The organism is Arthrobacter sp. 10T413_2, from assembly GCF_056394205.1.
Window position 1 is genome coordinate 22,660 of record NZ_JBFTHK010000004.1, and the last position, 13,588, is coordinate 36,247.

General features: G+C 68.1%; 12 protein-coding genes. 4 read left to right on the plus strand and 8 right to left on the minus strand.

Annotation, left to right across the window (positions count from 1 at the left end):
• Positions 1-14: 14 nt before the first annotated feature.
• On the minus strand, positions 15-833 hold the full coding sequence (locus tag AC1DBQ_RS01500) for a purine-nucleoside phosphorylase (protein WP_476926803.1): 819 nt from the start codon (positions 831-833) through the stop codon (positions 15-17).
• A gap of 129 nt (positions 834-962) precedes the next feature.
• Here AC1DBQ_RS01500 and AC1DBQ_RS01505 point away from each other — a divergent pair, with 129 nt between their 5' ends.
• Together AC1DBQ_RS01505 and AC1DBQ_RS01510 are read left to right on the plus strand one after the other, a co-directional pair.
• Positions 963-2,378: an NAD(P)H-quinone dehydrogenase gene (locus AC1DBQ_RS01505; RefSeq protein WP_476926804.1), complete on the plus strand. Its 1,416-nt coding sequence runs from the start codon at positions 963-965 to the stop codon at positions 2,376-2,378.
• Positions 2,379-2,397: 19 nt separating this feature from the next.
• Positions 2,398-3,123 carry a hypothetical protein gene (locus tag AC1DBQ_RS01510; RefSeq protein ID WP_476926805.1) on the plus strand — a complete coding sequence of 242 codons (726 nt, stop codon included), beginning with the start codon at positions 2,398-2,400 and terminating at the stop codon, positions 3,121-3,123.
• Positions 3,124-3,134: 11 nt separating this feature from the next.
• Here the strand turns inward: AC1DBQ_RS01510 and AC1DBQ_RS01515 are convergent, their stop codons facing one another.
• On the minus strand, positions 3,135-4,592 hold the full coding sequence (locus AC1DBQ_RS01515; RefSeq protein WP_476926806.1) for an aldehyde dehydrogenase family protein: 1,458 nt from the start codon (positions 4,590-4,592) through the stop codon (positions 3,135-3,137).
• Positions 4,593-4,815: 223 nt separating this feature from the next.
• Here AC1DBQ_RS01515 and AC1DBQ_RS01520 point away from each other — a divergent pair, with 223 nt between their 5' ends.
• On the plus strand, positions 4,816-5,361 hold the full coding sequence (locus tag AC1DBQ_RS01520) for a flavodoxin domain-containing protein (protein ID WP_476926807.1): 546 nt from the start codon (positions 4,816-4,818) through the stop codon (positions 5,359-5,361).
• Positions 5,362-5,382: 21 nt separating this feature from the next.
• Here the strand turns inward: AC1DBQ_RS01520 and AC1DBQ_RS01525 are convergent, their stop codons facing one another.
• The 3 genes from AC1DBQ_RS01525 to AC1DBQ_RS01535 all read right to left on the minus strand — a co-directional run bounded on the left by AC1DBQ_RS01525 (position 5,383) and on the right by AC1DBQ_RS01535 (position 7,367).
• Positions 5,383-6,087, minus strand: coding sequence for a hypothetical protein (locus AC1DBQ_RS01525; RefSeq protein ID WP_476926808.1), 705 nt, complete (start codon positions 6,085-6,087; stop codon positions 5,383-5,385).
• 66 nt (positions 6,088-6,153) lie between these two features.
• Complete coding sequence (locus tag AC1DBQ_RS01530; RefSeq protein ID WP_476926809.1) at positions 6,154-6,792, minus strand: hypothetical protein; 639 nt, start codon at positions 6,790-6,792, stop codon at positions 6,154-6,156.
• Positions 6,793-7,145: 353 nt separating this feature from the next.
• Positions 7,146-7,367: a hypothetical protein gene (locus AC1DBQ_RS01535; RefSeq protein ID WP_476926810.1), complete on the minus strand. Its 222-nt coding sequence runs from the start codon at positions 7,365-7,367 to the stop codon at positions 7,146-7,148.
• A gap of 353 nt (positions 7,368-7,720) precedes the next feature.
• Here AC1DBQ_RS01535 and AC1DBQ_RS01540 point away from each other — a divergent pair, with 353 nt between their 5' ends.
• Positions 7,721-8,047, plus strand: a complete 327-nt coding sequence (locus AC1DBQ_RS01540; protein ID WP_476926811.1) for a hypothetical protein — start codon at positions 7,721-7,723, stop codon at positions 8,045-8,047.
• A 155-nt stretch (positions 8,048-8,202) separates the two neighbouring features.
• Here the strand turns inward: AC1DBQ_RS01540 and AC1DBQ_RS01545 are convergent, their stop codons facing one another.
• From AC1DBQ_RS01545 to AC1DBQ_RS01555, 3 genes are read right to left on the minus strand one after another with little or no spacing between them, the layout of a single operon-like run.
• The gene (locus AC1DBQ_RS01545; protein WP_476926812.1) at positions 8,203-9,762 is read right to left on the minus strand and encodes an FAD-dependent oxidoreductase; all 1,560 of its coding nucleotides are present in this window, start codon (positions 9,760-9,762) and stop codon (positions 8,203-8,205) included.
• Positions 9,759-12,023: a molybdopterin oxidoreductase family protein gene (locus AC1DBQ_RS01550; RefSeq protein ID WP_476926813.1), complete on the minus strand. Its 2,265-nt coding sequence runs from the start codon at positions 12,021-12,023 to the stop codon at positions 9,759-9,761. The genes AC1DBQ_RS01545 and AC1DBQ_RS01550 overlap by 4 nt, the downstream gene beginning before the upstream one ends.
• Position 12,024: 1 nt before the next feature.
• The gene (locus AC1DBQ_RS01555; RefSeq protein ID WP_476926847.1) at positions 12,025-13,416 is read right to left on the minus strand and encodes an MFS transporter; all 1,392 of its coding nucleotides are present in this window, start codon (positions 13,414-13,416) and stop codon (positions 12,025-12,027) included.
• Between the last annotated feature and the right edge of the window lie 172 nt (positions 13,417-13,588).

Below are 13,588 nucleotides of genomic sequence, written 5' to 3' on the forward strand. Positions count from 1 at the left end.
CCTCACCACACTGATCAGAGTTTGGCGATGATCCCCGCGAGCAGCTTCGAAATGCGCGGTCCGGCGGCCTGGCCGGCCTCAAGGACTTCCTCGTGGCTCAGGGGCACGGGGCTGATCCCGGCGGCGAGGTTGGTCACGAGCGAGATCCCGAAGACCTCCATGCCCGCGTGACGGCCGGCAATGGCCTCGAGCGCTGTGGACATGCCGACCAGGGACGCGCCGATCCGCTTGGCGTACTGCACCTCGGCGGGGGTTTCGTAGTKCGGTCCCGTGAACTGTGCGTACACGCCCTCTTCCAGTGAGGGGTCAACCTCGCGTGCCAGGCCGCGGATCCGGGACGAGTACAGGTCCGTCAGGTCCACGAACGTGGCGCMTTCCAGCGGTKAGGTGGCGGTGAGGTTGATGTGGTCGCTGATCAGCACGGGTGTGCCGGGCGCCCAGTCCTCGTTCAGGCCGCCGCAGCCGTTGGTGAGCACCAGGGTCTTGCAGCCGGCGGCCGCGGCGGTGCGCACGCCGTGAACCACGGAACGGACGCCCTTGCCCTCGTAGTAGTGCGTCCGCGCGCCCAGGACCAGCGCCCGCTTGCCCTCCTTGGTCAGCACGGAGCGGATGGTGCCCACGTGCCCCTCCACCGACGGTGCGGTGAAACCCGGGATTTCGCTGGCGGACAGGGTGGCGGTGGTCTCGCCGATCAGTTCGGCGGCGTCGCCCCAGCCCGATCCGAGGACCAGCGCGACGTCATGGGAATCGACACCCGTCTCTTCGGCGATGTAGGCGGCGGCGTCTCGCGCGGCGTCGAAGGGGTCCGCGTTCAGGAATTCTGTATAGCTCACTGGTACAAGCTATCGCGTGCCGGGCCCGCTGCCCAGCACCCGCGCCGCACGGGCGGCATAGCGGGCGGCCGCACCCGCGGCGTCCGGATTCTTGGTGGCTCCGGTTCGGATGGTGGACAATGGTTGATTGTGACTACGCATCCTGACTTCAGCTCACCCCGTATTGCAATTCTCGGCGGAGGGCCTGGCGGCTACGAAGCCGCCATGGTCGCCGCCTCGCTGGGGGCGCAGGTCACCATCATCGAACGTGCGGGACTCGGCGGATCCGCGGTGCTGACCGACGTCGTTCCTTCCAAGACCCTCATTGCGACGGCGGACCTGATKACCCGCGTCGGCGAGGCCGGCGAGCTCGGCGTTAAGTTCGACCTCGACGGCGGCGACTGCAGCCCGACCATGCGCGCTGACCTCAAGCACATCAACGACCGCCTGCTGCGGCTGGCCCGGAAGCAGTCGGAGGACATCCAGTCCGGGCTGGAACACCAGAACGTCCGCATCCTGATCGGTTCCGGCCGGCTGCTGGACAACCACACCATCGAGGTCCTGACCGCCGACGGCACCGAAACGGTGGAAGCCGACACCATCCTGCTCGCGGTCGGAGCCCACCCGCGCGAGCTGCCCACCGCCCGTCCGGACGGTGAGCGCATCCTGAACTGGGCCCAGATCTACAACATGGACGAACTCCCCGAAGAACTCATCGTGGTGGGTTCGGGCGTGACGGGCGCGGAGTTTGCCTCGGCCTACAACGGTCTGGGCTCCAAGGTCACCCTGATTTCCAGCCGCGACCGGGTGCTGCCGGGCTCGGACACCGACGCCGCCGAGGTGCTTGAGGGCGTCTTCGAACGCCGCGGCCTCAAGGTGCTCTCCCGCGCCCGCGCCGAGACCGTCGAACGCACGGACGACGGCGTCGTGGTCACCCTCGGTGACGGCTCGAAAGTGACCGGCAGCCATTGCCTCGTCTGCGTCGGCTCCATCCCGAACACGGCCGGCATCGGCCTCGAGGAAGCCGGCGTCGCGCTCACCGAGAGCGGCCACATCAAGGTCGACGGCGTCTCGCGCACCACGGCGCCGAACATCTACGCCGCCGGTGACTGCACCGGCGTCCTCGCGCTGGCGTCGGTGGCCGCCATGCAGGGACGCATCGCGATCGCGCACTTCCTGGGCGACAGCGTCATGCCGCTCAAGCTGCACCARGTGGCGTCMAACATTTTCACCTCGCCCGAGATCGCGAACGTGGGCGTCTCCGAGGCCGAKATCGACTCCGGCAAGTACCAGGCCGACGTCATCAAGCTGTCCCTGYGCAGCAACGCCCGCGCCAAGATGCGCAACCACCGCGACGGCTTCGTCAAGATCTTCGCCCGCAAGGGCTCCGGCACCGTGATCGGCGGGGTCGTCGTAGGCCCGAACGCCTCGGAGCTCATCTTCGCGATCTCCCTTGCGGTCACCCAGAAACTGCACGTCGACGACGTCGCCAGCACCTTCACCGTGTACCCGTCGCTGAGCGGCTCCATCTCCGAAGCGGCGCGCCGGCTCCACGTTCACATGTAGCAAAACGGAGGCCGTAGCCATGCAAAGTCCTCGCACCGTTGTTGAGTCCGCGGAACAGAACCCCGGGCTGCCCTCCGGCCCTGAAGAACGGTTTGCCGGCTACGGCGTGATGGGCGTTCCTTTCAGCTCCGGCTACATCCTGGCCCTGCGGCATTTTCCTGCCTCCTCCGTCGGCCCGGGCTACAACTCGGTCTGGATCCGCGATCCTGCCGGCGTCTGGACGATGCACAGCACCACCAACCCCGGGTCCTCATGCCCCCGCTACTTCGGCAGCGCCCTCGGATCGGCGTCGACGGGCGGGATCTCCATCCGGTGGCGTGACGACTACTCTTTCTGCGTGGAAGTCGGAGACGAGGTGGACCTGAGCTGGGACGTGACCCTGGCTGCAACGCCCATCACCCGGCTCATGTCGGCGGTGGCCGGGTCGGTCCCGGAGCAACTGTGGCGCAACCGGACGTTCCTGCGCGCCATGGGGGMTGTCGCCGGCCCGGTGCTCKGGGCCGGGCACATCGGGCTGACGGGCAAGGTGCCTAACGGCCAGACCTTTGKGGCGCGCCCGCGGCACATGTGGTTTGTCCGCGAAAGCGAAGCGCACCTGCAGGGGCATAACCTGGGGCAGTCTTCAGCACTGCCCGTCCAGGACAGGCTCGGGGACTTCTGGATCCCGCAGCGAGGCATCTTCATGATCGGCTCGTCAGTGTTCGAGCCGTTCAACCCCGCCACGCACCTCGCCGCGGAGCACTGAACCTTTCTCCTTTAGAAGGGGTACGGTGCGATATCCGGCCGAACGGTCAGCCACTGGATTTCCGTGAAGGATTCCATGTTGGCGTGATGCCCGCCGATCCGCGAGCCGTTGCMCGAATTCTTGACCCCGCCGAAGGGCGAGTTGGCCTCGTCGGATACGGTCTGTTMGTTGATGTGGACCTTGCCGGAGTCGAGCCGGTCGGCGATCGTCATGGCCATGCCGACGTCGCCGAGAATACCGATGGAGAGCCCGTATTCGTTGTCGTTGGCCAGGGCCACGGCCTCGTCCAGGGTGGAGAACTTCATCACCGGCGCCACGGGGCCGAAGATTTCGTCCTTCCACGCCGGGCTGGCGAGATCGAGGTCCGCGAGCACGGTGGGCCGGTAGAAGCGGCCGTCGTGGCTGCCGCCGGCAGCCAGCCGCGCGCCGCCCTGCACCGCATCCTGGACGATCGTGTCCACGCGGTGAAGCTGCTTCTCATCGATCACCGGGMCCAGTGCCACCTTTCCGCTCTTAGGATCGCCCACCGGCAAATGGCTGGCCTTCTCKGCAAGGGCGCTGACGTAGTCCTCATAGATGTCCTCGTGCACGATGTGCCGGCCGGACGCCATGCAGATCTGGCCTTGGTGCATGAAGGAGCCAAACGCGGCGGCCGAGACCGCCTTGGGGAGGTCGACGCCGGGCAGAACGATCATTGCGTTGTTCCCGCCGAGTTCCAGGTGGGCGCGCTTGAGCAGCCGACCGGCGGCTTCGCCCACCTTGCGTCCTGCCGCCGTCGACCCCGTGAAGGCGATGACGCGGACCTCGGGCGCCTCGACGACGGCCGCGCCGATCTCGGCACCGCCCGGCAGCAGCGACAGCAGGCCCGGCGGAAGCCCGGCCTCCTCGAACACCCGGACCAGGGTGACGCCGCCGCAGACCGCCGTGCGCGGGTCAGGCTTGAGCAGCACGGCGTTGCCGAGGGCCAAGGCCGGGGCGACGGCACGGATCGAGAGGATGAGCGGGAAGTTGAACGGCGCGATCACCGAGACGACACCGACCGGGCGTCGCCGGGCGAAGGACCAGCGGTTCTCGTTCGAGGTCAGCACGTCGCCGGCAGGGAGCGAGGGCAGCGCCGAGGCGTCGTAGCATTCGTTGGCCGCGATGTGGGTTTCCAGCCCGGCCTTGGGCGGGATGCCCCCCGATTCGCGGACGATCCAGTCGCCGATTTCCGCGGCGTGTTCCTCCCAGAGCTGTCCGGCGCGGCGCAGCACCGCGGCGCGGTCCTCCGGGTTGCGGGCGGCCCAGTCCTTCTGCGCTGCCGCGGCGACGGCAGCGGCTTCGCGGACATCCTCCACTGAGGCCACGCCGTAGTGGCCCAGCGTCTCGCCGGTTGCGGGTTCGACGGCGTCGCCGATCCCGCCGCGGCCTGGCCGCCAGCCGTTGAGGTGGATATTGCCCTCCCAGAGGGCGGAGTCGAGCAGGGACACGTCCTGTCCTTTCGTCGTGGGGGTCATGCTTCTGGACCGRCCGGTCGAATCCGAACCGGACCGTGCCTTCGTCCATCTCACGTCGGCGGGCCGCTGCCGTCAAGGGGGTTCTGGCCTCAACGGTTGTGGCGTCCGGAGCGCCGTCGCCAAGAGTGCGTGCGCGCCTGGCCCCCGGGGACCTTCGGCCGTGTCGCGACGCGGCCCGGCGCTGACACCATGGAACATGGCCAACATCTATATCCCGTACGGGACCGTTGAAGGACAGACAGCACAGATCGCCGATTACATGGCCGAACTGATCCGGGCGCACGGGCACCAGGCAGAGACGGCGGACCTCAAACATTCCGGTGACACCCTTCCGGGCGGCTGCGACGGCGTGATCGTGGCGGCCTCGGTTCACATGGGCAAGCACGAGGGGCACGTCAAGGACTTCGTCAAGAAGAACMGCGCCGAGCTCGAACGGTTGCCCTCCGCGCTGGTCTCGGTGAGCCTCGCCGCCCACGGAGACKAGGAGAACGCGGAGAGCTACGTGGCGAAGTTCKAGGAGGACACGGGCTGGCGGCCCTCGCACGTCGGATTGTTCGCCGGCGCGCTGCTCTACAGCCACTACGGGTTCATCAAGAAGCACATGATGAAGAAGATCGCCAGCGACAAAGGCTCCCCGGACACGGACACCAACCGTGACTACGTCTACACGGAGTGGGACGGCGTCCAGCGCTTCACGGAGGACTACCTGGCGTGGCTGGCCAAGCTGGGCAGTCAGAAGTAGGACTTTGTTAAAGCGTAGGGCTCAGGAGCGGGCGTAGGGCGGAACAGCGTCGCCGGGCGCGAAGGGCCTGAACCACCGATCGAACGCCAGACTACTGGTGTCGGCGTCGGCACGGTCCTGGCTGTCGGCGGCGTCGTCGGGGTAGAGCGCGTCGCTGTCCGCGTCCTCCAGGAGGACCTCCTCGACGTCGGCCCGCCAGTCCTCCGGAAGGTCCAGTTCGTAGATGTCCTCGGTGATTTCGGCCTGGTCGAGGAGGCAGCGGACGGCGAGCTCGGCGGCGAGGCAGCCCGGCGCAATCCAGCCCCGGACCAGGGATGCGGTGACATCTGCGGCGACGACGATGAATTTCTGGGTGAACTTCGCGTCGTAGCTGGCCGCGAACTGCGGCGGCAGCGAGGACAGGGCCGAGGTCCCGGCGATATCGGCCGGCGTGACAACGTCCAGGGTGCCGAGCGTTCCGAGATCGCGGAACAGTTGGTCAATGAGGATGCTCGACGAATTCCACAGGAGTCCGGCCAGCAGGCGCGTCTGGCKCACGGCTTTCTGACGGTCCTCCGGCGGGACGGCGGCCATTTCGTCCAGGTCTTCGGGATCGAACTGGAGCCGCTGTTCGGCCGTCATGTCGTCCGGGTGCGGATCGAGTCCGAGTAGTTCCAAGCTCAGCCCGGTGAGTTTCCCGGCGTCGGCCAGCAGTTCTTCGGTGATGTCGTCGTCGTCGGCGCTCATGCCCCCGATGCTACCTGCCGTTTGTTCCTGGCCCGATTCGCGTTACGCGGCCGGGCTTGCCGGGTTCTAGGTGGCGGCTGCCCKGGGATGCTCTGACGTCGCGCTGCCGTGCGTCATCCGGACCGCGGCAAGGTAGCTGATTCCCGMGATCAGGGGGACGACGCTGGCCGCGGTGAGCGATGCCAGCGGCCCGGACCGTGCGATGAGCGTGATCAGGAGCGGCAGCACGCCCAGCGCTACGAGCAGCCAGCCGGCCAGCGCGGTGCGTTTCAGGCCGAGGACGGCGGCCGGGAATGCCAGCGCGACGACGCTGACGGCTATGACAGGTCCGTTGTCACTGAGGAAGCTGCGCAGGGCCGCCGGGTCGAAGGCGAGCCAGATGCAGGCCGCAATGAAGGCGGAGGACAGGGCGAGCAGCAGGGGAGAGGTCACCGCCGGCCAGAGCCACGCCGCTGCCGCGAGGATGAGCATTGGCACCACCCAGGCGAGCGTTATCAGCGTTCCCGCCGTTCCGCCGGGATCCTGCATGGCGTCACCACCGATGAAGATTCCCGCGAGGACCGTGAACACGGCCATGACGGCCGCCCCGGTCCGTGTCAGCGCCGTGGCGCGCCGCTGTGGATCCTTTTCACGTGCAAACACAACACCCATCACGACGGCGACCACAACAATCGCGCCGAGCGCCAAAATGACCGGAACGTTCATGGGATGCCTMCTGCAGACGAACGGGGCTTACGTCCATTGGATTCCTGCCCCAGCGGCTTTGCCAAGGGGAGAAAGGCCCGCTTCGCTGGGGCCCGGTTGCTCCGGACTGGTCGCACTGAAGTCGGGGCTTCCCGATTATTGTTCAACCCAAAGCGGCATGGAACAGCCGTACCGTGTGTGGCAGCTTGGCCCGCCCCGCAGTCCGGCCGGACGCACTATACCGGGAGTGGGATGGGATGCACCTCGTCCGCAGGGTGATCCGTGCGTTCATGAAGGCGCTTCACAGCATCCGGCGGCATTGATGTTCCTATTCGGGGAATGGTGACCGCCGGCTTCAAGTAGGCCGGCCGGCTCTACGGACGGTTAAACTCCTGCTGCCACTGTGCCTTATCCCATCTCTCCTGCAGCTTTCGGTCCATGGTCCATTTGCTCTCCCATGTGTCGAAGTTGGCTTTGAAGGTGGGTACGTAGTAACTGGAGCCCTTGCGGCGGGTTCTCTTCTTGAGTCTCAGAAAGAGGCCGAGCAGGATCCACACTGCGATGAGAATTACGACCAGGAAGAATATCGTCTCCACGGGCAACCAGTCCTCGAAGGGGTTTAGTGCACCCAGTTTAATCCAACTAGCGCCGGATAACGAAGCGTGCCGCTTCCCGCCGGCAAGTGCCACTGCCCGTACCGCTGTCGCACGAACAAGAGTTCTGTTTGCCKGTAGGGAATGGTTGTCGGAAATGGCTCCTGAGACGGAGAGTCGTCTCTTGGCMGGATGCTCAGCGCGTCCGCCTTTCAGAGCGAACGCATCGTTGCGCCGGTACCGCAGTGTGTCTGAACAATGTCGGGGCTTCCGTGGCGTGGCCGACAACTCCCGTGCGGGCGATCAGGGAGCAAAACCCCTATCTCGGGGCGTGTCGCATGTGTAATAGTGGCGTTATGTTCATTTTCGTGCTATTGGCGATCGTGCTACTGGTCTTGTTTTGGCAATACATCGTGGCGGGGCTCGCTCTTTGGGTGCTCGTGATCCTTTTGCGCGCCGTGATCAACTGGACGGTGGCCGACCCGGCGCCGGGCTACCGTCGGAAGCCCGTTCAGACCCGGCACGTGGCCAAGCCTGTCCAGCCCAGGCCTGTGCCCGCGCTGAAGCCTGCCCGCGAGCTGCCAGCGCCGGACTATCTGCCCAGGTGGACTGCCAGCCGCCGGCTGGACGCCGGCCGCGAGCATGCCCAGTGGCAGAAGACGTTCGACAGCGCAGCGCAGTAAACCCCGCCGAGCCGGCCTCCGGGGCGGCAGAACCATAGCCCGGTCCAGCGATGCCTCACGGGCACCGATGGCGGAAACCGCGCGGATAAAGCGCGGATAAAGTTCGCCGCCATGGTGGCCTTTTGCGCCTTCAAAGCGTGACGTCGTTCCCGCCCTCAGGCAGCCGCCCCCTGAAAGTGGGCCTCGATGATTCCCTTGATGTCGTCGTGGCAGCCGCCGCAGCCCGTGCCGGCACGGGTCGCCGCGGAAACCTCAGGCACCGTGGAGCAGCCATCGGAGGCCGCGGCGGCAATAGCCGATCYGCTGACGCCGGCGCACCGGCAGACCGTCCGGGCCGGGTCGGCGGCTCCCGGCGAGGCGAGCTGATCCGGACCGTCCAGGCGCAGCAGCAGCGAACGGTCTGCCGGGAGCTCGGCGCCGCGCTCGAAGAGCTGCACGAGCTCCGCCGAGGTGCGGGGCATCCCCACGGCGACCAGCCCCTCCAAGACCCCGGCGCGGGTGGTCATCTTCACGTAGCGGCCGTGCTCCGGATCGGCCCACTGGGCAATCTGCAGCCGGGCGCGGCCGTTCACTGCTCCCGCGGTGAGGGCTTCCTCGTCCCACGGTTCGGCGGACACGTCCCCGGCCACGGCCATGTTCATGCCGCGGGCCTTGAGCACGATCACGCCCGGCAGCTCCGCCGCAAGCGCCGGCAAAGCTTCCGCCTCGGCAGGAGCGCCGGAGGCCAGCAAGGTCAGATATTCGGCGAGCCATTCTGCCTGCCGCCAGCCCGGGCCCACCAGTCCGGACGGGCCGCGCGCGGTGCGGCATTCCACGCATTCGGGGTCCGGGCAGCGGACCTCTGAGCAGTCGCCGATCGCAAAGATGTGGGGCTCGTGGTGGGCGCGGAGCTTGTGGTCCACCAGGATTCCGGTGGCCGTGGAGAGTCCGCAGCCTTCGGCCAGTTCGGTCCGCGGCCGGACGCCGCAGGAGAGGACGAGGAGGTCGCCGTCGATCGCGGAACCGTCATCGAGCAGCAGCGCGGAAAAGCCGCCGTCGGGGGCGTTGTGCTCGACGCCGGTGGAGCGGGCGTTGCCGGCCACGCGCACGCCGCAGTTCCGCAGCGAAGCCGCGAGCACGKCGCCGCCGCCGCGGTCGATGTTCCGGCCCAGGGGATGCGGGCCGTTGTGCACCACGGTGACCGTGGCGCCTTCCTCGGCYGCGGCCAGTGCGGTCTCCAGGCCCAGGACGCCGCCGCCCAGGACCACCACGCGCTTGCCACCGGCCACCGCCGAGTGGAGCACGGACGCGTCGCGGAGATCGCGCAGGGCCGTCACGCCAGGCGGCAGCACCGGGGCGGCCGGGTCCGGGTTGAGCCCGGTGAGGTTCGGGATGACCGGCCGGGAACCGGTGGCGAAGACCAAGCGGTCGTAGCCCGGGGTGGTGCCGTCGGTGAGGACAACCTGTTGGCGGGCGCGGTCCACGCGCCGGACGCGGACGCCCAGCCGGACGTCGACGCCGTCGGCCACCAGCGCGGCCGGGTCAGCGAGGGCCAGGGCGGCCTGCGTGGTCCGGCCGACGCCGAGATCCGCCACGAGGACACGGTTGTACGCGGCCTCGGACTCTTCGCCGACTACCGTCAGGTGCGCGATGCCGCTGCGCACGGCAGGCAGCAGCGCGTCGATCAGCCGCGCGGCGACAGGGCCGAAGCCCACCACCACAATCCGCTCAGTCATGAGGTCTCCTCTGCTTGAAGAACGCGGGCTTGAACACCGCTGTGATCATCGGCCGGGCTGTCCCCGGACACTGCCGGGCGAATCCACACTTTGCTGGTCTTGAACTCAGGCATCCCGGAAATGGGGTCCGTGGCCGCCTCGGTGAGCCGGTTGGCGCTCTCGAGTTCCGGGAAGTGGAACGGCAGGAACACCGTCTCCGGGCGGATGTCCGTGCTGAGCTCGGCACGGCAGCTGACCTCGCCGCGMTCGTTGGAAATCGAGACGTAGTCGCCGTCGGCGATGCCCTGGGCGGCGGCCGCGGCGGGGTGCAGCTGCAGTCGCGCCTCCGGCCGGGCCTCCACCAGCGCGGCCACCCGGCGGGTCTGCGCCCCGGACTGGTAGTGCTCCATGAGGCGGCCGGTGATCAGCGTCATCGGCTTGCTGCCACGGTCCGCCGTGGAAGCGGGCGCGGAGTCCCGAGAAACAGAACGACGTCGGGGCGTCACCGCCGTGAACACGGCCCGCCCGTCCGCATGGGCAAAAGCCTCCAGGAAGAGTCGCGGGGTGCCGGTGCCACCCGACGGGTACGGCCAGTAGGCGGCCTCGCCGCGGTCCAGCATCGCGTAGTCGATTCCGGAGTAGTCGGCCAGGCCGCCCGAGGACGCGAGCCGGAGTTCCTCGAACACGGTCTCCGGGTCCTCACTGAAGGTGGAGGGCGCATGCAGGAKCTCGGCCAGCCGGGTCATGATCCACAGCTCGCTGCGGACACCGGGCGGGGGAGTGAGGGCCCGGCGGCGGCGGAGCACGCGGCCTTCGAGGTTGGTGAGGGTTCCCTCTTCCTCGGCCCACTGCGTCACGGGCAGGATCAGGTCCGCCTCGGCGGCGGTCTCGGAGAGGAAGAAATCGCACACCACGAGGAAGTCCAGGCTGCGCAGGCCCTCGATCACGGCGTTGGCATCCGGGGCGGAGACCGCCACGTTGGCGCCGTGCACGAAGAGGCACCGGACGCCGTCGGGCTGTCCGAGGGACTTCAGGAGCTGGACGGCGGGGAGGCCGGGGCCGGGGATCAGGGTCTCGGGCACGCCCCACACCTTCGCGATGTAGGCGCGGGCGGCGGGGTCGGTGATCTTCCGGTAGCCGGGGAGCTGATCGGCCTTCTGGCCGTGTTCACGGCCGCCCTGGCCGTTGCCCTGGCCGGTGAGCGTGCCGTAGCCGCTGCGCGCGGAGCCCGGCAGCCCCAGCAGGAGCGAGAGGTTGATGGCGGCCGTGGCAGTGTCAGTGCCGTCGACGTGCTGTTCGACGCCGCGGCCGGTGAGGATGTAGCTGCCGCCCTTGCGGGCGCCGTCGGCCAGCCTGCGGGCGGTGTCGCGGATCAGCCCGGCCGGGACGCCGGTGATCGACTGGACCCGTTCCGGCCAGAAGCTTCCGACGCTGCGGACCACGGCGTCGTAGCCGGCGGTCCGTTCCGCGATGAACGCGGMGTCGGCCAGTCCCTCGTGGATCACCACGTGGGAGATGCCCAGGAGGAGGGCGAGGTCGGTGCCCGGCAGGGGCTGCAGGTGCAGACCGCCGCCGTCGGAGGTAAACGCGGCGGTGGCGGAGCGCCGGGGGTCGACGACGATCAGCCCGCCGGCGTCGCGCGCGCCCTGCAGGTGCTGGACGAAGGGCGGCATGGTCTCGGCGACGTTGGAGCCGAGCATCAGGATGGTGCTGGCGGCGTCGAGGTCCGCCAGCGGGAACGGCAGCCCGCGGTCCAGGCCGAAGGCGCGCATGCCGGCCGCGGCCGCGGAGGACATGCAGAACCGTCCGTTGTAGTCGATCCGTKAGGTGCCCAGGGCCAGCCTGGCGAATTTGCCGAGCTGGTAGGCCTTCTCATTGGTAAGGCCGCCGCCGCCGAAGACTCCGACGGCGTCCGCTCCGTGTTCGGCGCGGGCCTTCTTCACGGCGGAGACGATCCGCATGACGGCCTCGTCCCAGCTGACCGGGCGGTGGACGCCGTCGTCGTCCTTAATCAACGRTTCCGTGACGCGGCCCGGGTGGTCCAGCAGTGACGCGGAGGTCCAGCCCTTGCGGCACAGGCCGCCGCGGTTGGTGGGGAAGTCCCGGCCGGTCACAGTGAGGAGAGGCGCATTTGCGGGTGACACAGCGACGGCGGGTGCCGGCGCGGCGTCAACGGGGTCTGACCCCGGCTGGGGAGCCGGGGTCAGAACGGCTGGAGTGGTGAGCGTCATGGCGCACTGCAGGGCGCAGTAGGGGCAGTGCGTGTCGGCGCCGGTGGTCATGTTAGACGTGTCCCATCGCGTTTCGGTTGGCGTTGCGGATGTAGCAGAACCAGCAGACGGCCAGCATCAGGACGTAGGCCCCGACGAATCCGTAGAAGGCCGAGGTGTAGGAGCCGCTGGCGGTGTTGGAGGCGTTGAGCACCTGCGGGATGATGAATCCGCCGTAGGCGCCGATGGCCGAKATCAGGCCGAGGGCCGAGGACGCGAGCCGCTGGGTGGTGTGGGTGCTGGCCCCGGAGCGGGCGGCCCGGCTGGAGGTGGCGAAGATGATCGGGATCATGCGGTAGGTGGCGCCATTCCCGAAACCGCTCGCGGTGAACAGCAGCAGGAACAGGAACAGGAAGAGCCAGAAGTTCTTCATGGGGAGGGTCCAGAGMATGGTCAGGGTGATGACGGCCATGGCGGCGAAGGCTGCGACGGTCATGCGGGCCCCGCCCATCCGGTCCGCCATGCGTCCGCCATAGGGGCGGGCCAGGGAACCGACCAGCGGGCCGAGGAAGGCCAGGGACAGGGCCACGGTGCCGACGGAGATCGAGGAGAATGCCGGGAAGTAGTCCTTGATGAGCTTGGGGAAGACGCCGGCGAAGCCAATGAACGAGCCGAAGGTGCCGATGTACAGCAGCGCCATGATCCACAGGTGCGGTTCCTTGAGCGCGGCCAGCGAACCCGCGACATCGCCCTTGGCGCTGGTGAGGTTGTTCATGTACTTCCAGGCGCCGAAGGCGGCCAGCAGGATCAGCGGGACCCACATGAACCCGGCGACGGGCAGGTTCACGGTGCCGGCTGCCAGCAGCGTGATAGCGATCGGCACGGCCAGCTGTGCGACGGCGGCGCCGAGGTTTCCGCCGGCGGCGTTCAGGCCCAGGGCCCAGCCTTTTTCCCGGGCCGGGTAGAAGAAGGTGATGTTCGCCATCGAGCTGGCGAAGTTGCCGCCGCCGAATCCGGCCAGGGCCGCCACGAAGAGCATGACGCCGAACGGGGTGGCCGGGTTKGCGACACACAGGCCCAGTCCGATCGTCGGAATCAGCAGCAACAGCGCGGAGACGATGGTCCAGTTGCGGCCGCCGAAGCGCGGCACCATGAACGTGTAGGGGATCCGCAGCGTGGCKCCCACGAGGCTTGGCATGKAGATCAGCCAGAAGATCTCGTTGGTGGAGAACTTGAAGCCTGCGGCGGGAAGCTGGACCACCACGATCGACCACAGCTGCCAGACCACGAAGCCCAKGAACTCGGCGAAGATGGACCAGTTCAGKTTGCGACGGGCGATCGCGCGGCCGGCCGATTCCCACTGTTCCTTGTTTTCCGCATCCCAGTTGGCAATCCAGCGGCCGGGCCGGTGCTCGAGGGTAAGGGTGTCGGCAGTGCGGGCGGCGCCGGCATCTGCGGTGCCGATTTCGGCGGTGCGTTCAGCAGTCACTTAGGAGACCTCCTTGGGGGGTGTTGTCCTTCAACGGTAGGTACGCCGCGTTTCCGGGACGGTCGCGGTTTATTAACGTGCTGTGACGTTTGCCTATCGGGGCTTATGTGACGGTGTGAGAATCGCTGTGACGACCACCACGTGAGAC

Coding starts and splice junctions, on each gene's coding strand:
- AC1DBQ_RS01540 (WP_476926811.1), top strand. CDS start 7,721: ATGTTCATTTTCGTGCTATTGGCGATCGTGCTACTGGTCTTGTTTTGG.